The organism is Streptococcus oralis subsp. dentisani, assembly GCF_002860905.1.
Taxonomy (GTDB): domain Bacteria; phylum Bacillota; class Bacilli; order Lactobacillales; family Streptococcaceae; genus Streptococcus; species Streptococcus oralis_BA.
Map to the genome: position 1 here is coordinate 427,987 of NZ_PKIG01000002.1, position 20,251 is coordinate 448,237.

A 20,251-nucleotide genomic window follows, 5' to 3' on the forward strand; every position below is an offset into this window, starting at 1 on the left:
TTATATCATATTGTTGTGAATATGCTTTTATTTTTATCAAGGGAAATAGTTACAAATTTTACTTATTCTTTGTCTGGAATAACTTTAAAGAGGTAATAGGTGATAAAGATAGTCAAGGCTCCCAGACCGATTTTGACCGGTAAAAGAGGAGCAAAATAAATAGAAATCCCCATCAAGATGTAGATAGATACGATGATTTTTTTCTTTCGTTCACGCGCAATAGACTTAGTCTCGCGAAAATCAGCTACATATGCTTGATAGAGCTTGGTATGATAAAGCCAATCTTCGAAGCGCTTGGAACTTCTTGAGAAACAAGCAATAGACAACAAAAGAAAAGGCGTTGTAGGCAACAAGGGTAAAACAACCCCAACAATAGCCAAGGCCAGCGATAAAAAACCAATAATTAGATAAACAATACGCATAACTACTCCTAATTAAAATAATCCTCTTCTAGTTTCGCATAAAATGATGAATTTTGTCAAGCTCTAACCAAAAAGAGCCTGAAATTAACTTTCAGGACTCTCCTCTTATTTAATCTTTTCTTCTTCGTAGTCACCCTTGCTACAAACAACCTGCTTGCCACCACCACGGACTTTTTTCTCCATGAGGAAGTTGCCACATTTTGGACAGTCACGACCAACAGGCTTGTCCCAAGAAGTAAATTCACATTCTGGATAGCGATTGCAACCATAGAAGAGGCGATTACGTTTAGTTTTGCGTTCAATGATTTGTCCCTGATGACAACTTGGACACTCAACACCAATCTCTTTCACGATTGCTTGGGTATGACGGCAATCTGGGAAATTGCTACAAGCGTAGAACTTACCAAAACGACCAAGTTTAATAACCATTGGACTGCCACACACTTCACAGTCAAATCCAGCTGGTTCATCCTTGATTTGGATTTTCTCCATTTCTTCTTCAGCCTTGACGACTTCTTTAGAAAATGGTTTGTAAAAGGCATCAATGACACGTTGCCACTGCTCTTTTCCAACTTCGACGTCATCAAGCTTGCCTTCCATTTCAGCTGTAAAGGTCACGTTTACGATATCTGGAAAATATTCAACGATGAGCTTGTTAACAATTTCTCCCAACTCTGTTGGTTCAAAACGTTTGGCTGCAAGGCGAACATAATAACGTTTCTGAATAGTTTCAATGGTCGGTGCGTAGGTTGACGGACGTCCAACCCCATTTTCCTCCAAGGTCTTGATCAGTGTCGCTTCAGAATAGCGAGCAGGTGGTTGAGTAAAATGTTGCTCTGGTTTGCTATTCACCTGTTTGATAACATCTCCAACAGCCATATCTGGCAACATCTTATTCTTATCAGAATCATTATAAATGGCAAGATAACCATCAAACTTAACCTGACTACCATTGGCAGCAAATTGAACTCCATTTTGAGACAATTTAACAGCCATAGTATCAAAGACAGCAGCTGTCATCTGGCTCGCTACAAAACGATTCCAAATAAGAGTATAAAGCTTGAGCTGATCCTTGTCCAGATACTTAGCGATGCTTTCAGGTGTATTAAAAACACTAGACGGGCGAATAGCCTCGTGGGCATCCTGAGCACCTGAAGCGTTTTTGACCTTGCTACCATGCTTAGAATACTTGCTACCAAAACGGTCTGTAATGAAGTTTGCTGCCTCATTTTGCGCCACTGGACTGATACGAGTCGAATCGGTACGCATATAGGTAATTAAACCTTGCACACCAGAACCGATATTAATCCCTTCATAGAGCTGTTGGGCAACCATCATAGTCTTTCGAGTACGGAAGTTAATTTTATTGGCAGCGTCCATCTGCATAGATGAAGTGGTATAGGGTAAAGGAGCATTGCGTTTGCGCTCTTTCTTATCCACCTGATCTACTGAAAAATCTTTACTGGTCAGACGAGACAAGACTTCCTTAACCTCATCATTGCTAGTCAGTTTCAACTTTTTGCCGTCTACTCCATAGAAGGAAGCCTGAAATTGCTTAGTTCCCTTTTTAAAGATACCATCAATTGTCCAGTATTCTTCAGGCTGAAAGGCATTGATTTCATTCTCACGATCAATGATTAACTTAAGCGCAATAGACTGAACGCGACCTGCTGACAAGCCCTTCTTGACCTTCTTCCACAAAATAGGCGAAATCGAATAGCCTACCAAGCGGTCTAGGACACGACGAGCCTGTTGGGCATCGACTAAGTCCATATCAATCTTGCGAGGTTCTTTAAAAGCATTTTTGACCGCATCCTTGGTGATTTCATTGAAGACCACACGGTTGGCATCATTTTCATCCAAGTTGAGAATATGGGCCAAATGCCAAGAAATCGCTTCTCCTTCACGGTCCGGGTCGCTCGCCAGAAAGACTTTATTAGCTTTTTTGGCTTCTTTTTTCAAGTCATTGATAAGAGGACCTTTTCCTCTGATATTGATATATTGCGGTTCATAATTATTTTCAATATCGACTGACATACTGGATTTCTTCAAATCACGGATATGCCCGACACTGGCTAAAACCTTGTAGTTTCTGCCTAGATATTTTTCAATCGTCTTGGCCTTAGCAGGCGACTCCACGATTACTAGATTTTTTTTAACTGTTGATTTTTTCTTTTTTGTTGCCGTAGCCACAGTATCACACCTTTTCAAAGTAATAAACTTTATAAAGTGTAAACCATTTTTTGAACCCTGTCAAGACTTAGCTATTATAATAGAAGAAAAGTTTGTCTAGTAAGCGGACTTTCTTCTTATACTCAATGAAAATCAAAGAGCAAACTAGGAAGCTAGCCGCAGGTTGCTCAAAACACTGTTTTGAGGTTGCAGATGGAAGCTGACGTGGTTTGAAGAGATTTTCGAAGAGTATTAAAATTCAAATTCCGCAAGAACATCCTTTCCACTGGTGACCAATTTTGCACCTTCCTGAATCAAATGATGACAACCGTCTGATAGTCCATCTAAAATGCCACCAGGTATAGCAAAGACATCGCGTCCTTCTTCCATTGCCCTCTCACAGGTAATGAGACTCCCCGAACGCATCTTAGCCTCTGCTACAATCACGCCACGGCAAAGTCCAGCAATGATGCGATTACGGGCAGGAAAATGAAATTTCAGAGGTTGTTCGCCAGGTCCATATTCACTGAGAACCAGATGATCATTGCCGATGTAGTCTTGCAAACGTTTATTGGCTTTAGGATAAAACACATCCAGTCCTGTTCCAATCACTGCAATGGTTTTTCCGCCATTCTGAAGAACTGCCATATGAGATGCTGTGTCAATGCCCTTGGCTAATCCACTGACGATAACCAGTTCATTTTCCAATCCCTGAATGACTTTTTCAACTGACTTAACTCCCTGTTTGCTACAAGCACGACTGCCGACAACTGCTACCTTAGGGAATTTCAAGAGATCCAGATTTCCCTTGTAAAATAAAAGTACAGGCGCATCATATATTTCACTCAAATCCCAAGGGTAACAGTCATCTAAAATAGAGAAAGATGGAAATTTTTGAAACTCCTTCTCCAAATGCGTATCGTCTATCTGAAAATAACGTTCCATAAAAACGGCTGGATTACGGCAACCTGATATATCTGCAATATCACCCAACAAAAGCTCCTGATCAACATTTTCACCGTATTCTAGGACTTTCAAAATCTGTTGATTGGTCAAACCTGATTTTTTTAACTTATAGATTTCATAGTTTGTGATTTTCATAAATATCTCCATTTCTTTTTCTACTCATCTATTTATTCGTAAAAAAATCAAAAAACATCCGACTATTTCAGCCAGATGTTGGAATCTTTAATTTTCGTTTTTAAGAATTTCTTCTAATTTATGATAATCTTGGACACTATCGATTTCATAGATGCTATTGCCTTCTAATTCTTCAACATAGACATCTAGCTCTTTGATATTACCCTTAACCATATTGTCCCAATAGAGATCAACAAATTCGCCACTTGCATAAGCCTTATCGATAAAGCTGACAATCTTTTCTGCAGTTGGAGCATCCCAGAAGGATACACCACTAAGGATACGACCTGCCTTGCTATCAACAATAATGTCTTGAACCTTATAGTCATCTCAATAGACCAAGAACCATTCGTTGGTACAATCTTCACGATAAACACTAAAATAAGTCGAACGTGTCAAATCATTGCGGAACATATTTTTAAAGAGATAATTGTCAGCATCAATAACATAGCGGTTTGCCAATTCTTCTTTTACAAGATAGAGAGAGTAAAAGTTATTGTAGTCAGCGTATTTATCATTGAAAACAAGGCGAACACCATATTTTTCTTTTAAGTAATCGAATTGTTCTTTAAGGTAACCAACGATGATGATGTCATTGATTCCTTTTTCTTTGAGAAACTCAATTTGGTATTCAATCAAAGGTTTTTGATTAACCTGAACCAAGGCTTTAGGAGTATTTTCAGTCATAGGACGCAAGCGAGTTCCCAATCCCGCTGCTAAGATAATGGATTTCACACGAATCTCCTTTATTCTTTAATAATAATATAAACTCCAGCAATGACGACAAGTGACGTAATAATTGTCAGCATATCTAGCGGTGCACCCAAGAAAATGACTGCAAACAAGACAGTCCAAACTACATAACTCACGTTAAGACCTGTAGCCTTGGCTGGTTGCAAGCGATTGATAGCGATATAATAAGCCAAGTAGGAAATCATATCAAAGGCTGCAAAGACAATCATGAGACCTAGCAATTGTACATTGGCCACTTCTGCAAATGACTGATGAGAGAAGAGCACAATCACAAGATAGGACAAGAATGAAGTTACTTGACGGATTAAGAGGGCTTCGATTTCACTCAATTCACTTTCCATGGCAAAAGAGCTAAGGACACTCTCACTCCCCCATGCAATAGCACAAACCAAAGCACAGAGAATCCCAATGTAGAAGGAATTGACCTGTTCAACCTTATAGGTCTGAGCAATTATCCCTCCAATAATCAAGACAATCCCAAATACAGTATTTTTCGAAATCTTGTGCTTCAAAAAGAAGAAAGCCAATAAAACTGAAATCGCAGGATAGATAGCGGATACCGATGAAGCTAAGGAACTTCCGATATACTTAACTGCATAAAGATTGGCCTGCATACCGATAGGGCCTGCTAGCAAGGCTCCGATGATAACACTAACATTGCAAATATTTAAGAAAATTGAGAGACGAGCTTTTCCTTCTTTTACCAAGAGAAAAGCTAGTAAGATAAAGATACTCAAGAAATCGTGAGCAGCGGCCACCACAAAGGGCGACAAATCTGTAAAAATCGAAAAGATATAAGCACTAATCGTTAGACCTAAACCCCAGAAAATACCTGAGAGTAGACCAAAAGAAACTCCATTTTTATTTTTCATCTGAACCTCCATAATATGACAAACCTTTAATAGCTCTTTGGTAACGACTCACACCATAGTCACCAAAATCTGCACCTTGCTCTTCTTTGTAGACTGTTCATAGACTCCAAATAGCATCTTGCAAAATTTTATAGATTGCAATCTTTTCACGAGAGACAGGTGTCTGCTCACTCTCATAGTGAGATAAGAATGCTTCTTCCTCTTGACGAGTGAATTCAGACTCTAAAAAGAAGGCAGCCAAATCCCACATTGGATCGTTCATTGATGAATATTCCCAGTCAATCAAATAAAGTCGTCCTTGAGGTGATTCGATAAAGTTTTCAGGCACTAAATCGATATGACAAGATTTCCTGTCAACACCTAAGTCAGCCAGTCTTTTCTCTAAGGAGAAGACTTCTTCTCGAACAGCTTCATAGTTGGCATAAGGGATTTTCTCTTCAATCAAGGATTCGTATTTTTAAATTTCTTCAAAAGGAGCAAATTCTCCTCTTAATTCCTTACCAGACGCATGGATGGTTTGTAATATTGGAGCAATTTTATCAAATTTGGTCTTGATTGACGTTGAATCAAGCGTAATCGCAGATTCGATATACTCATTTACTTTGATACCAGCTTCAATATCAAAAAGATAATTTTTTTACATCTAAGTCTAAATCCTTTAGTAGTTCAAGATTATACTTTTCATCTTGACGATTGATCAGTTTTTCTGTCCCTTTACCAAAGAACTTAACAATGTATTGCTTATTTGTTGTTTTGACCAAATAGTTTTGATTGGTCATACCTCCCAGTTGTTCAACACTGAGGACTTCCTCTTTTTCACTAAGTAGGGAAGAAATTTTTTCTTTAATGATTTTCTCCACAATTAACCTCCATTTCTTATACTTCCCACTTAAACACGGTTTTAAAGGCTGTGTTTAAATCGGTTGCAAAGACACGGTGAATATCTTTAATTTCTCTTACAGGTTCTTCTAGATAAAGGATATTTTTAAGACGATTAGCAAATTTCTTGACTTCCATCATTTGGATGGCATTTTCAAAATCGATGCGACCAGAACGAGAAGATCCAACTAAGAGCAAGCCTTTTTCTAAAGCATCGCGTGTATTGAGATTGACTTTATATTCGCTAACGCCCATCATGAGAATCGTTCCCTGAGGACGAATATAGCGAATCAAGTCATTAATAGCTGGTCCAGTACCATCACCACCACAACACTCAAAAGCATGGTCAAAGGCCAAATCTTCGGGAATATTATCAGTGATATAGCATTCTTTGGCAAAAGAGAAAAGTTCCAATTTTTCCCAATGACGACCAATAACCACAATCTCTGCTTCTGGCAAAGTATAGTTGATAATATTGGCAACCACAAATGCTAAACTTCCATCTCCGATAACGGCGATTCGGTCCCACTTGCTATGAGCAAGGGTCAATAGACGATTCATAGCGTGCATGCCGACACTGACAAACTCTGTAATGGCTGCAACCGTGTCTTCAATATCATCATAAGCCACCACACGATCTTTAGGAAGAGAAACAAACTCTCTCATAAAGCCATCAAAGCCACTAGACAAGAAATGGGTCCCTGTCATGTAGTTCTCATAGAATTCTTCATCACTCTGCATAGGTGGCTGATTGGGAATCATGACAACTTTTTGCCCAACCTCATAGGTTCCTGTCGGATCAGAAATAACGGTTCCACATGATTCGTGAATCATTGCCATTGGAAGCTTTTTATTCAAAATCTTGGGATCACGTTTTCCTTGATAATAACGCTGATCCGCATGACAGACCGCCATATAATTAGGGCGGATGAGGATATGATTCTCTTGGTCAATAGCCTCTTCTTGATATTTGACATTGATAAACTTAGGCTTAGTTAGTTGATAAATTTGATTAATCATTTTACTAGTCTTTCTCAATCATACTTTTTGCAATCTTCAAATCTGTTACGGTTGTAATCTTCAGATTTGAGTATTCACCTTTGGCCAAGGCTACATCTTTTCCTTTAATGACAAAAATTTTACATGCATCTGTCAAGATTTCCTTCTCTTCAGCAGAGAGAGAACCGTAAAGGGCCATGAAGTCCTTGCAACGGAATGTTTGAGGTGTTTGTCCTTGATAGAGGTGAGCACGATTTGGAATATCTGTAATGAATTGACCATTAGTACTTTCAACGATAGTATCAACAGCTTCTACCACTGTGTCCACTGCGTCATGATTTTGAGCAAGTTGGATATTGTCCTGAATCATGCGAAGCGTAATGAATGGACGAACAGAATCGTGGGTAACAACGATATCCTCTGGAGTAAGCGGACGATAAGCATCGATGGCTTCAATGATTTTCTCAATACTTGTATTGCGGTCAGCACCACCTTTTGTAATGATGATACGATCCTTATGAAGAGGAAGATATTTATCTACAAGATCTTCTGCATGAGAAACCCAGTCTCCATGAACCCCAACTACAATTTTTTCAATGCTTGGTTCCAAGACAAATTTTTCAATTGTATGAATCAAAATAGGTCGATCACCTAACTCTAAAAATTGTTTTGGTAAGTTACTGATTCCCATGCGTGTGCCAGTTCCACCAGCAAGAATTCCTGCATAAATCATCTATTTTCTCCTTTGTCTTACTAAAAAAACTTATTTTCTCTATTATACCACAATCTAATCCTATCATGAAAGAAATACCGGCCCTCCCGTTCTAGAATAGAAGGATTAAAGAGTTCTATTATTCAAAGAAACTAGTCCATTTCTAGCAATGATCAGGAATTCTGTAGTCATTACCAATAAATGTCTGTGAAATTTTAGAGTCCTTCAGAATAATATACTTTCCTTAAAGAAAACTTAAAATTAAGATTTGAAACTTCAAAGTGATTACTTGACTTACTGCCCTTCATTTCTTATTAGCTAACTTTATGATATAATGAAAAACGAGGTAAATTGAATGAAAAGTATAAAATTAAATGCTCTATCCTATATTGAACTGCACCCCAAAAGTTAGACAGAAAAAATCTAACTTTTGGGGTGCAGTTCAATATTATGTGTTTTTAATTTGACTCTATAATACTCCTATAGATATTATGGAGCCTATTTTTGTGTAGAAAAAAAGTTCCATATGACCTATAATGAAAAGCAACCAGACCATCATTAGAAAAATTCATATCGAACCATTACATTTTATCACAAAACTACTCGATATCAAAGACTCAAACATCAAAATTCTAGATATCATCAATATGGATACACATAAGGAAATCATCGCTAAACTGGACTACGACGCCTCATATTGCCCTGATTGCAGAAGTCAAATGAAGAAATATGACTTTCAAAAGCCGTCTAAAATTCCTTACCTCGAAACGACTGGTATGCCTACTAGAATCCTCCTGAAAAAGCGTCGTTTCAAGTGCTATAATTACTCGAAAATGATGGTCACCGAGACCTCACTCGTCAAGAAGAATCATCAAATTCCTCGTATTATCAACCAAAAGATTGCGCAAAAGTTAATTGAAAAGACTTCTATGACCGATATTGCCCATCATCTTTCCATTTCAACTTCAACTGTCATTCGAAAGCTCAATGATTTCCACTTTAAGCATGATTTTTCTCGTCTTCCTGGGACGAGTATGCCTTCACTAAGGGAAAGATGAGTTTTATTGCACAAGATTTTGATAATCTCAACATCATCACTGTTCTTGAAGGCAGAACACAGGCTATCATCCGAAATCACTTTCTGCGCTACGAGCGAGCTGTTTGTTGTCAGGTGAAAATCATTACGATGGATATGTTTAGCCCTTACTACGATATTGCCAGTAAACTTTTTCCTAACGCTAAAATCGTTCTTGACCGCTTTCACATTGTCCAACATCTCAGCCGTGCTATGAGTCGTGTACGTGTCCAAATCATGAATCAATTTGAGCGAAAATCCCATGAATACAAGGCCATCAAACGCTACTGGAAACTCATTCAACAGGATAGTCGTAAACTGAGTGATAAACGATTTTATCGCCCTACTTTTTATATGCACTTAACGAATAAAGAGATTCTAGACAAGCTTTTGAGCTATTCAGAAGAGTTGAAACACCACTACAATCTCTATCAACTCTTGCTTTTTCACTTTCAGAACAAGGAACCTGAAAAATTCTTCGGACTTATTGAGGACAATATAAAGCAGGTCCATCCTCTTTTTCAGACTGTCTTTAAAACCTTTCTAAAGGATAAAGAGAAGATTGTCAACGCCAAATTGGAAGCGACCAATAATCTCGTTAAACTTATCAAACGAAATGCCTTTGGATTTCGGAACTTTGAAAACTTCAAAAAACGAATTTTTATCGCTCTCAATATCAAAAACTCCAAGCAGGCTAATCCTGCTAACTCATGACAGAAAACGAAGTTTATCTATAATGAAGATGAACAATACCAATCCGTGGTCTTTAATAGAGTTTTTCCTAGCCTGTATCAAAAACTGGATGAACAAGAGTCATGAGATAACTCGAATATGCCTTGAGCATGAAAATAAAATTACTAGTAACCTCTTGTTCTATTGTTCAAATAGTTAACAGGAGGTTTTTATAATGGAAGTTATGATTGAAACGTGTTGTAGAATTGATGTCCACCAAAAGTCTATCGTTTATTGTATCCTAGATGGTCCACTAGATAGCAATAAACCACAGAAAATTCAGAAGAAATTTGGGACAACTACTGTAGCTCTTCACAATACCTTAGATTGGGTGGTGAAAAACCATGTCACACATGTCTTTCTTGAAAGTACTGGGCAATATTGGCTCCCTCTCTTTAATATAGTAAAATGAACCAAAAATAGTACAGAATGTGGCATAATCTTCTTATGGCATGTTCAATAGATTTTCGTAAAAAAGTTCTCGCTTATTGTGATCGAACAGGTAGTATAACAGAAGCATCACAGGTTTTCCAAATCTCACGTAACACCATTTATGGCTGTTTAAAGCTAAAAGAGAAAGCAGGAGAGCTAAACCATCAAGTAAAAGGAACAAAACCAAGAAAGGTTGATAGAGATAGACTTAAAAACTACCTTACTGACAATCCAGATGCTTATTTGACTGAAATAGCTTCTGAATTTGGCTGTCATCCAACTACCATCCACTATGCTCTTAAAGCTATGGACTACACTCGAAAAAAAAAGAACCACACCTACTATGAACAAGCCCCAGAAAAAGTATCTTTATTTCTTAAGAATTTTAATAGTTTAAAGCACTTAGCACCTGTTTATATTGATGAAACATGATTCGATACTTATTTTTATTGAAAATATGATCGCTCATTAAAAGGCCAGTTAATAAGAGGTAAGGTATCTGGAAAATGTACCTGGCCGTAAGACAGATGTGAAGGACGCTGAATGGATGGCTCAACTCAGTCGTTGCAGACTAATTGAACCTTCCTATATTCCTACCCCTGAAATGGTACAGCTTAGTTTACTGACACGTGCATGCGTTCTTACAAGCAACGTCAAACTCAAATTAAAAATGAAATTCACAATCTCTTACAAAGGGCCAATATCAAGCTAACCAGTTATCTTTCTGATTTTTTTCTAAAACAGGGCAAGCACTTTTAAAATTATTCATTGATGGAGAAAGCATTAATGTAGAATCTGTTATCCCTTGTATCCAGAAGCGAGTGAAAACAAGTCCAGAAGAACTCGTGGAAGCGATGGAAGGAAAGTTGTCACTAGAAGACCGCTTTCTCTTAGACCAGAGCTTAGAGGAATGTCAGATGTATCAGGAACTCATTGAAAAACTGACCGATGAGATTCAACACTACATAGAAAAGGAGTTTCCCTGAGGAAAATAGGATAATTCAAACCATTCCCGGTGTGAATGAAAACTGTGCTGCCACTATTCTAGCTGAGATTGGACCAACTGTTACGGCCTTTACGTCCGATGCACACTTAACATCATGGGCTGGACTCTGTCCAGGGTCTTATGAAAGTGCTGGCATTAAAAAATCCTCACACATCACGCAAGGAAATCGCTATATCAAACAGGCTTTGACCCTGTCGGGATTAATTCTAAGGATCCAGCTTTTTTTCTTTTTACAATCGAATTTCCCAAAGAGTAAGCAAGATGAAAGCAGTCATCGCTTGTGCTCATAAGATTCTCAGAATCATTTACAAACTACTCTCCACCAAGCAGACTTATCAAAAAGAAAAGGCGCTAGGACTGAGGAAACAGTTCTAACTCCAAAACTAAAAAATTCAATTACAGCATAGCACAAGAAGTGATTTTTTGCGCTTTTTTACTGTTTTTTCAAATCATGACCACCCGTCAAACGGGTGGTTTGTCCCAGGGCTATAAGCCCAAATTACCAGCCAGCGCCTAAAGACGCTGGCTTTCACTTTGTTCAAGCCTCATTGCTCTTGACTCGTCACTGGTCTCTTAAAGAGCCTTTAGTATTACTTACCACTATCCCTAAAGGGATCCTCATATTCTTTTACACTCAATCTATCTAGTGCTATATCATGCTTTACTCGTTCTCAAATTTTCATACTCGTTAAGAAATCATCCACTGGATAATTTCTTTAATCTTGGATATATTTCTTAATTGTGGCTTCATTAAGCCCTACTGTACTTACATAATAACCTTCTGCCCAGAAATGCCGATTTCCAAACTTGTACTTGAGATTGGCGTGTTTGTCAAATATCATGAGTGCACTTTTTCCTTTTAAATAGCCCATGAAACTCGAAACACTTATCCTTGGTGGAATACTTACTAACATATGTACATGGTCTGGCATTAAGTGACCCTCGATAATTTCAACTCCTTTATAACTACACAAACGATGAAATATTTCGTCTAAACTACTTCGATATTGATTATAGATGACTTTTCGTCTATACTTAGGGGTAAACACAATGTGATACTTACAGTGCCTCTTTGTGTGCGATAAACTATGAGCCTTTTGTGCCATATTTTTCTCCTTTCGCTTTACAATTGGCTTGAACACCTTTATTGTATCGCGTTTGGAGTTTTTTTGTATAACCTTCGACGCGCACCCGCATAGCGGGTGGTTTTTTTGTCTCGCACCTAACGGAGCGAGACGGACCAATAGTCACATAATAAAAACACCCCAAAAGTTAGATTTTTCTGTCTAACTTTTGGGGTGCATTTCATTCAACACCTGAATATTATGCGTTTTTAATTTTTCTTCAATCCATTACAATAGATAGAGAACTCAATTTCTTATAAGTAAAGGAATTTGAAAATAGCTACTGCCGCAATTGCTGCTGCGATCGGTGCTGCTACTGGTACCCAAGAATACCACCATTTTGAATCGCCTTTGTGCTCACCAAGAACTGATTTTGGAAGGAAAGCATGAAGGAGACGTGGTCCCAAGTCACGAGCAGGGTTCAAGGCAGGTCCTGTAGGTCCACCAAGTGATGTTACCAAGGCCATAACAAGGAATCCAAGTGCCAAGTGAGCTACTGAAAGTCCTGAAGCAGTATGTGGTGCTACTTGGGCTTTGATTGCTAAATCAGAAAAGTCAACATTTTGACCTGCTTGACTAGCCATTTGTTTCATGTATTGAAGCACTTCAGAACCAAAGAAGTTTTTAGTCATTCCAAGGGCTGCAAAGAAAAGAACAAATGATCCAACAAACTCATTTACAAAACCATTAACAGTTGCTGCAAAATGTGATTCTTTTGTACCATTATCCAAACTTGAAATTGTTGAGAAAGTACCCAAAATGTTGTTTGGATTTTCAGTTTTCAAGTAGTATGGGCGGTGTGTTGCCACAACCAAGGCTTGACCAAAGATAGCACCCAAAACTTGTGCAATGATATAAGGCGCAACTTGTGCCCAAGGGAAAAGACCGCTGATTGCAAGTCCAAGAGTGAAGGCTGGGTTGATGTGGTTTCCAGATACGTTACCAAACATCAAGGCTGGGATCATAACCCCCATACCATAACCAACAGCGATAACGATCCAGCCACTTTGGTGACCTTTCGTACCTTTAAGTTCAACGTTGGCAACTGCACCATTTCCAAGAATGATCAAAATAGCAGTTCCCAAAAATTCAGTGGCATATTTAATTGCCCATGTGAAATCCATTTGATAGATTCTCCTTAAAATTTTTTAGACAATCCTTATTCTATCAATTTTTACATCTTTTAGCAACTACTTTCTCGAAAGATTGTGACAGAAAACGGTTCCAAATCTTATAAACTAATCTTTTTTTCAAGATGTTCCCAGTTCATTATGTTATCTGTGCTAATCTGATGCTTTTATGTCAATTCCTCCTGATACATAGTATAGGGAATAAGAAGTATCTTCCCCATTCACCAATAAGAGTTTTGCTATGAACACAAAACTCTATCTTTCTAATGAAACAATCTTAACCTGATTTATATAAAAATTCTCGTCACATTGCCATAAAACCTCAGCCATATTTTTGTAAGAAATGGATTTATCGTGATTTGCTCTAATCGTAAGATTATAACCACTTTCATTCCTATCCATGTCAATATTTAGATTGTAAAATCCTTTCTGTTCAATGAGAATATTCAAGGTATCTATTGAAGGTTTATTGGTTACAAATCCAGTCATTCTGATATGATAATGGGTATCGCTTTTCAAAAATTTGGAGCTGCTTTTCTGAACAGAGACTACAATTAAACTACAAAATAAGCCTAGAAAAGCAAAACCTTCCCCAATCGCCATTCCAATACCTGCAGTTGCCCAAATACCAGCTGCTGTGGTGATACCACTGATTTTTTTATCCCTCATGAAAATAATATCACCTCCAATGAAACTAATTCCACTGACAATTTGGGCCGCAACCCTAGAAGTATCATAATTAGGTGTATCCAAGAAAGCTTCTTTTGATAAAATCATCATTAAAGTTGCAGTTAAGGCAACCAAGATATGAGTCTTTCTCCCAGCCTGCTTGTGCTTAGACTTTCTTTCATAGCCAATGATAAAACCAGAAAAACAAGATAATAAAATGAGAATAATATATCGGACTTCAATCGGTAGAGCTATCGTATCAAGCATTATTTTCCTCCTCTATCACTCATAATTTTATATTATAGTCCTAGTTGAAACTTTTTCAAGAGAATATATTAGTTGAAAATTGTCCTTTTTAAAACAAAAAACCGCAGTTACCCTCTAGTAATAACTTGCAGTTTTCTGTAACTAATGGATTCTTACAATGTCTCAAACAATTCTTGCATTTGCACATCATCTGGAACCAGTTTTAAGTAAGCTTGTGCATTGACTTTTGCTTCCTCAAAGTAGCCCAATTCACGCAAGAGATAGATATAGTGTTCCAGAAACTCTGGATTGTCCTTTAAATCTACTGCCAACTCTTGGTAAAGCTCATAGGCAGTATCCAAATCGTCCATTTCTTGATAGGAACGAGCAATCATCCACTTGGTCAAGAGATTTTCTGGCTCCTCACTTTGCAAGTCTAGAATGTCTTCATAACGTTCCTGCTCCAGATAAATAGTTGCTAGACGGAGTAAGATTTCTTCCGTATCCTCAGCATCTTCTTTAGCAGTAAGGAGGTAGTTCTCTGCTCCACTAGCATCATGCAATTCATAGGAAAATTGTGAAGCTACTAACAAGAGTCTTGTTTCAAACGGATTTTTCTCCAACCCTTGCTTAGCGATACGCAGGGCTTCTTGAACTTGATGTTCCTTATGTAAGGCCTGACTGTAACCATACTCATATCCTTCAAAATCAGGTGAAATGGTATCAAGTTGCTTAAAGTAGAGGACAGCTTTTTGGTATTCTTCTTGATCAAAGTAAAGACTGGCCAACTCAAAAGCTGTTAGGTCATCGTATTCTAACTCCAGAGCTTTTTCTAAAAACCCTGTAGCTGTTTCAAATTTCCCTAACTGGGCATAGGCAAAGCCAATCCGTTGATAGGTGGAAATGCCCGTTTGCTCATAAATCGAGCGATTATCTAACTGGGCATAGCCTTGAATGGCCTCTTGGTAATTTTCCAACTCACTATCTAATTCTGCCAAGCCCAATATCAAGAGAGGATCCTCTGAGTAAGTCAATGCTTCTAACAATTTCTCACGTGCCACATCTGTCAAACCTTCCATCTGGTAAAGGTCCGCTTTAAGTGCCAAAGCCGACACATACCAGTCACTGTCAGCTTGGATTTCCTCAAGATAAGCAAAGGCTTCTTCAATTTGACCATCCTCGCTAGCAATTGTTGCTAGATTTAGATTAACCTCTGGGAAATCCTCTACAATTTTCAGGTAAATTTCCTTGGCCTGAGGATAAAAACCAATTCCTTCAAGATAAGTCGCTAATTCATAAAGAAGCTCACTTGGATCATTCTCTAAAGCTTTGACGAAATAATGTTCTGCCTTAACTAAATCTTGCTCTTCCAAAGCCTGTAACATCTGTTGACTATTGTTCACTCTTGGCTTCCTCTCCCTCTAGTTCATATAGGCCACTGACTACCTTATACCATTCAAAAATCGCTGAAATGACAACTTTAGCAGAGGCATAAACCGGAATACCGAGCAAGACTCCCCATATGCCAAACATGGATCCTGAAGTTAACAAGACAAAGAGAACATTAATGGGATGGATGTTTAATTGACTTCCCAAAATCAATGGAGAGACAAAACGGCCTTCAATAGTTTGTTCTACGATAAAGACAATCACTACTTTCAAAAGCATGACTGGACCAGCAATCAAGCCCAATACTAAGGCAGGAAGCATGGCTAGGAAACTACCAAGATAAGGAACCAGATTTAAGATACCAGCAGTAACACCAAGCGTAACCGCATAGCGTAGACCAATGATCTTGAAGAAGATGATAAACATTACCGCAACAATAATAGCCACTGTTACTTGTCCTCGAACATAGTTAGACAACTGCTGATTCACATCTGATAAAACTTGTCCAACAGGTTCTTTCAATTTCGTTGGCATGAATTGGGTCAAATAGTGACGCAGGCCTTTCCCATCACGTAAGAGATAAAAGAGCATGAAAGGAACGATAATCAAGGCAACAATCACTTGAGATGCACCGCTAATAAAGGCGCTTACCCAGTTGACCGCCTGAGAAGAAACCTTACTTGCCCAAACTGTAGCCTGACTAGAGAAGTTTGTCAAAACTTGCTCTAACTGAGGCCTGAAATCATCTGGCAAACGCTTGGTGACCAAATCATCAATAACCCGATCAGCATCTTCAAGGTAGATTGGTACATTTCTTGCAAATGTTAAGACCTGACGTTGCAGATTTGGAATCGCTACTGCCAAGCCCCAAATGATAAAGAGAGCGATGATGACAAAGACAATAGTGATAGCTATAACACGATTAATTTTGTGTTTCTCCATCCAATCAACAATGGGATTCAGTAAATAATATAGCAAACCAGATAGAATGACTGGTAACATCACAACTGCCAAAAAGTCCAAAACAGGTGAAAATAGAAAACTAATCTTACTTAAAATAAAAAGATTCAGTCCCAACAATAAGGTTACCAAAAATACCGTAATTGCCTTGTTATCCAAAAACCACTTGAAAAACCAAGACAGGCTAAAATGTTTCTCTTTTTGTTCCATAAATAATTCCTTTCTGTCGTCCTTTCATTATACCATTTTTAGACCAAAATAACTCTTTTTTAAAGTGCTTACATAGAGACAGCGACATAAAAAATCCCCTCAAAAGAGGAGATTTGATTAGTCTTGAATATGACGGTCTAAGTTCTTCTGATAATCTGCGTTTGATTTGGCTTTTTCATCAGCAAATTTCTTGCGGAACTCATCCATTTCTTTAGTAGTGACAATCTTATCTTGGATTTTCAGATACTTGTAGCTATTTTCACTAGTCTTGTCACCTACCCAGCCACCGGCACCACTGCCAGGAACCATTTTCGTCACTAGCATTTGAGCACCATCAGAGTATACTGGAATAACAAGTGCACTATCTGACAACCAAGCTTGGGCCTTAGCATATTTGGAATAACGTTTTTGAAGGTCTGTTTTCTCACTATTTGCATCATCAATCAGTTCTTTGTATTTATCCAATCCAACTGTTTTAATAACTGGATTGTCTGTTCCTGGTGCCACACCAAGAGCACTTAGGAGACTTGGACCTGAAGTTGGATCAAATACATCTAGATAAGTCGATGGATCAGCAAAGTCTGGATTCCAACCACTGACTGCATTAATATCCCAGTCAGTATTTGCATTGGAAGTAGCTAGAACAGTCATACTTCCCAATTCATCATCAGAAACCTGTTGAATGTCAACAACCACATTTTCAGAGCCTAAGGCTTCCTCGATGGATTGTTTATAAGACTGAACCTGACGAATAAAATCTGGATTTGATGAAGAAATTGGCAAATCTAAATGAATTGGGAACTGTACTCCATCAGCTTGAAGAGTTTTCTTAGCAGATTCAAACTTAGCCTTAGCCTTGTCTACATTATGAAGTGAATCTTGGGCATCATCAAGACTAACATCTTTCCAGACGTTATCCAATTTATCCAATTCTGTCTTAGTAACTTGACCAAATGTTTGATCTCCTACTTGAACAAATGTTGGAGGAGTGAAACTTGTCCGTAACTTACGAGGTCCTACTTCATCACCAAATACTTGAGAGATCCCTGCTTTACGATCTACCGCAAAAGCCAAGGCTTGACGGAAATCTTTGTTTAACAAGGCTTTCTTAGTAGAAGTTTTTTCTGCATCACTTGTTTTAGCAGTGTGATTGTAATTTACACGGTCGATATTGGTTGAGATATAAAAAACTCCTCCACGCTGTTGACCATACACAATATTATCCTTGTATTTTTCTTTTAGACGTTCATAGTTGGCAGAGTTTTTAAAGAGTGGTGCAGCTGGATAGTGTCCCTCATCAAAACCGCGTCCTAGAGAGTCTGCATCTTGACCATCAAAGAAGGATAACTTGATATCATCAATAAAGACATTTTGTTTATCCCAGTAGTGTTGATTTTTGGTCATTTCGATAGAAGACTTAGATGTAAGACCTTTGAGGAGATAAGGCCCATTGTATAGAATGCTCGTTACATCCGTTGGTTTACCAAAGTCATCTCCTTTAGAAGCTAAAAAGTCTTCATTAACTGGTGCAAGGACTCCCATTGTTGTTTTTGAATTCCAGAAAGATTCTGGATGATTCAAAGTATAGACTACAGTATAATCATCAGTTGCTTTTACCCCAACAGTAGAAAAATCTGTTGTTTTCCCATTTACATAGTCATCCAATCCTTTGATAGAATCCTGTACGAGATAAAGAGCCTGTGATTTCTTATCTGCTGCGTGTTTCAGACCAGTCACAAAGTCTTGAGCCTTGACTTCACCATACTCTTCCCCCTCATTGGTATACCATTTGATACCCTGACGGATTTTATAGGTATAGGTCAAACCATCTTTGGAAACAGTCCAATCTTCTGCAACTGATGGAACCAGATTCCCATATTGGTCATTTTCAAGCAAACCGTCAATAACGTTACCTGTGACCTGTTTAGTGCTGACATTTCCAGAAACTGTATAATCCAGAGTCGAAGGATCTGATGAAAATACATAGGCATAAGTAACTGGTTTATTTGCTTCTTTATTAGCATTACCAGATGAACACGCTGCTAGGACAGCTGCCGAGAGTACAGCAACTCCTGCTGCTAAGAAAACACGTTTTTTCATAAACAAACTCCTTTGCAATTTGTATAAGATTATTATAGCACTTTTATTAAGTAAATCAATGAAAACATTCTTAATATTATCATGAAAAGAATGTGGAAAATCTCTTGCCAAGCTTGATTTTTTCATACTAGCATTTTTGTGATATAATAGTCTTATCTTTATATAGAGGTAAAGTTATGAAAGAAACTGTTTATTTTGGAACTTATACACGTCGGACTTCCCAAGGGATTTACAAAGCGGACTTTGATACAGAAACTGGTCAGCTTTCAAATCTAGAACTTTTTGCTACTGAGCCAAGTCCAACCTACCTTGCCTTTGACCAGTACCAACATTTATACACTGTTGGTAGTCAAGACGATAAGGGAGGAATTGCAGCCTATCAAACTGACGGGACTTTATTAAATCATGTCGTGGAAGAAGGAGCCCCCCACTGTTATGTTGCCGTTGATGAAAAGCGTGATTTGGTTTATGCGGCCAACTACCATAAAGGACAGGTCCTTGTTTATAAACGTCAGGAAGATGGTAGTCTTCTACTTAGTGATGTGGATCAACACAGTGGCCAGGGTCCACATGAAAATCAAGCTTCTCCCCACGTTCACTATACAGATTTAACACCTGACCACTATCTAGTGACCTGCGACTTGGGTACTGACCAAGTAATTACTTATGATCTTGATCCAGAAGGAAAATTATCTAAGCTCTATACCTATCATAGCCAGCCAGGAGCAGGCTCACGCCATATTATTTTCCATAACCATTATAAAATCGCTTATCTCATTTGTGAACTCAATAGCACTATCGAGGTTCTAATCTACGATGGTGTTGGCGAATTTGAACGCATGCAAGTCATTTCAACTCTACCAGACGGTTATGAAGGCTTTAATGGTACTGCTGCTATTCGTCTCTCTAAAGATGGTAAATACCTCTACGCTTCTAACCGTGGTCATGATTCTATCGCAGTATATACAATCCTTGCGGACGGTAGTTTAGAGTTGTTAGAAATCGTTCCGACACATGGTCAGACTCCACGTGATTTTGATTTGACACCAGACCAAGAATTTGTCATTGCTGTCCATCAGGACTCTGACAATGTAACCGTCTTTAAACGCAATCCTGAAACTGGTCGTCTAGCAGAACTTTCCAACGACTTCCATGTCCCAGAAGCAGTCTGCATCAGTTTTGCCCCTTAAGAAAACATAAAAAATGAACTTGGTAACTCAAGTTCATTT

General features: G+C 38.2%; 15 protein-coding genes and 5 pseudogenes. 6 read left to right on the top strand and 14 right to left on the bottom strand.

Annotated elements, in window-relative coordinates; genetic code table 11:
- Positions 1–62 precede the first annotated feature (62 nt).
- The 8 genes and pseudogenes from CYK16_RS05080 to CYK16_RS05115 all read right to left on the bottom strand — a co-directional run bounded on the left by CYK16_RS05080 (position 63) and on the right by CYK16_RS05115 (position 7,970).
- Positions 63–422, bottom strand: coding sequence for a YbaN family protein (locus CYK16_RS05080; protein WP_001223806.1), 360 nt, complete (start codon positions 420–422; stop codon positions 63–65).
- A 105-nt stretch (positions 423–527) separates the two neighbouring features.
- The gene (gene topA / locus CYK16_RS05085) at positions 528–2,615 is read right to left on the bottom strand and encodes a type I DNA topoisomerase (RefSeq protein ID WP_060805970.1); all 2,088 of its coding nucleotides are present in this window, start codon (positions 2,613–2,615) and stop codon (positions 528–530) included.
- A gap of 231 nt (positions 2,616–2,846) precedes the next feature.
- A complete protein-coding gene (gene dprA, locus CYK16_RS05090) occupies positions 2,847–3,695 on the bottom strand; it encodes a DNA-processing protein DprA (RefSeq protein ID WP_101776733.1) in 849 nt (282 codons plus the stop codon).
- A gap of 87 nt (positions 3,696–3,782) precedes the next feature.
- A pseudogene (locus tag CYK16_RS05095) lies at positions 3,783–4,469 on the bottom strand (sugar phosphate nucleotidyltransferase).
- 11 nt (positions 4,470–4,480) lie between these two features.
- Positions 4,481–5,359, bottom strand: a complete 879-nt coding sequence (locus CYK16_RS05100) for a DMT family transporter (protein WP_060805968.1) — start codon at positions 5,357–5,359, stop codon at positions 4,481–4,483.
- A pseudogene (locus CYK16_RS05105) lies at positions 5,349–6,219 on the bottom strand (phosphotransferase). The gene CYK16_RS05100 and the pseudogene CYK16_RS05105 overlap by 11 nt, the downstream one beginning before the upstream one ends.
- Before the next feature lie 16 nt (positions 6,220–6,235).
- Positions 6,236–7,258 carry a ribitol-5-phosphate dehydrogenase gene (locus tag CYK16_RS05110; RefSeq protein WP_060805967.1) on the bottom strand — a complete coding sequence of 341 codons (1,023 nt, stop codon included), beginning with the start codon at positions 7,256–7,258 and terminating at the stop codon, positions 6,236–6,238.
- A gap of 4 nt (positions 7,259–7,262) precedes the next feature.
- On the bottom strand, positions 7,263–7,970 hold the full coding sequence (locus CYK16_RS05115; RefSeq protein WP_060805966.1) for an IspD/TarI family cytidylyltransferase: 708 nt from the start codon (positions 7,968–7,970) through the stop codon (positions 7,263–7,265).
- Between the two features lie 551 nt (positions 7,971–8,521).
- Between CYK16_RS05115 and CYK16_RS05120 the strand changes: the two are divergent.
- The 5 genes and pseudogenes from CYK16_RS05120 (at position 8,522) to CYK16_RS11035 (ending at position 11,484) form a co-directional block, all read left to right on the top strand.
- A pseudogene (locus CYK16_RS05120) lies at positions 8,522–9,738 on the top strand (ISL3 family transposase).
- A 193-nt stretch (positions 9,739–9,931) separates the two neighbouring features.
- Complete coding sequence (locus CYK16_RS05125; RefSeq protein WP_101776734.1) at positions 9,932–10,168, top strand: hypothetical protein; 237 nt, start codon at positions 9,932–9,934, stop codon at positions 10,166–10,168.
- 35 nt (positions 10,169–10,203) lie between these two features.
- A pseudogene (locus tag CYK16_RS05130) lies at positions 10,204–10,638 on the top strand (IS630 transposase-related protein); the annotation flags it as partial.
- A 371-nt stretch (positions 10,639–11,009) separates the two neighbouring features.
- The gene (locus CYK16_RS10875; RefSeq protein WP_230955075.1) at positions 11,010–11,174 is read left to right on the top strand and encodes a hypothetical protein; all 165 of its coding nucleotides are present in this window, start codon (positions 11,010–11,012) and stop codon (positions 11,172–11,174) included.
- 13 nt (positions 11,175–11,187) lie between these two features.
- Positions 11,188–11,484: a transposase gene (locus CYK16_RS11035; protein ID WP_374702231.1), complete on the top strand. Its 297-nt coding sequence runs from the start codon at positions 11,188–11,190 to the stop codon at positions 11,482–11,484.
- A gap of 429 nt (positions 11,485–11,913) precedes the next feature.
- Here the strand turns inward: CYK16_RS11035 and tnpA are convergent.
- The 6 genes and pseudogenes from tnpA to CYK16_RS05170 form a co-directional block, all read right to left on the bottom strand.
- Positions 11,914–12,300: pseudogene (tnpA, locus tag CYK16_RS05145) on the bottom strand (IS200/IS605 family transposase); the annotation flags it as partial.
- A 272-nt stretch (positions 12,301–12,572) separates the two neighbouring features.
- Positions 12,573–13,442, bottom strand: a complete 870-nt coding sequence (gene gla, locus CYK16_RS05150) for an aquaglyceroporin Gla (RefSeq protein ID WP_060806336.1) — start codon at positions 13,440–13,442, stop codon at positions 12,573–12,575.
- 261 nt (positions 13,443–13,703) lie between these two features.
- A complete protein-coding gene (locus CYK16_RS05155; protein ID WP_101776735.1) occupies positions 13,704–14,384 on the bottom strand; it encodes an MgtC/SapB family protein in 681 nt (226 codons plus the stop codon).
- Between the two features lie 152 nt (positions 14,385–14,536).
- Positions 14,537–15,766, bottom strand: a complete 1,230-nt coding sequence (locus CYK16_RS05160) for a tetratricopeptide repeat protein (protein WP_180948743.1) — start codon at positions 15,764–15,766, stop codon at positions 14,537–14,539.
- The gene (locus CYK16_RS05165; RefSeq protein WP_077805236.1) at positions 15,756–16,922 is read right to left on the bottom strand and encodes an AI-2E family transporter; all 1,167 of its coding nucleotides are present in this window, start codon (positions 16,920–16,922) and stop codon (positions 15,756–15,758) included. The genes CYK16_RS05160 and CYK16_RS05165 overlap by 11 nt, the downstream gene beginning before the upstream one ends.
- Positions 16,923–17,039: 117 nt before the next feature.
- Positions 17,040–19,022 (bottom strand): peptide ABC transporter substrate-binding protein, encoded by a 1,983-nt coding sequence (locus CYK16_RS05170; RefSeq protein WP_101776736.1) that lies wholly within the window; start codon positions 19,020–19,022, stop codon positions 17,040–17,042.
- Positions 19,023–19,198: 176 nt separating this feature from the next.
- Here CYK16_RS05170 and CYK16_RS05175 point away from each other — a divergent pair, with 176 nt between their 5' ends.
- The gene (locus CYK16_RS05175; protein WP_033677390.1) at positions 19,199–20,212 is read left to right on the top strand and encodes a lactonase family protein; all 1,014 of its coding nucleotides are present in this window, start codon (positions 19,199–19,201) and stop codon (positions 20,210–20,212) included.
- Positions 20,213–20,251: the final 39 nt, after the last annotated feature.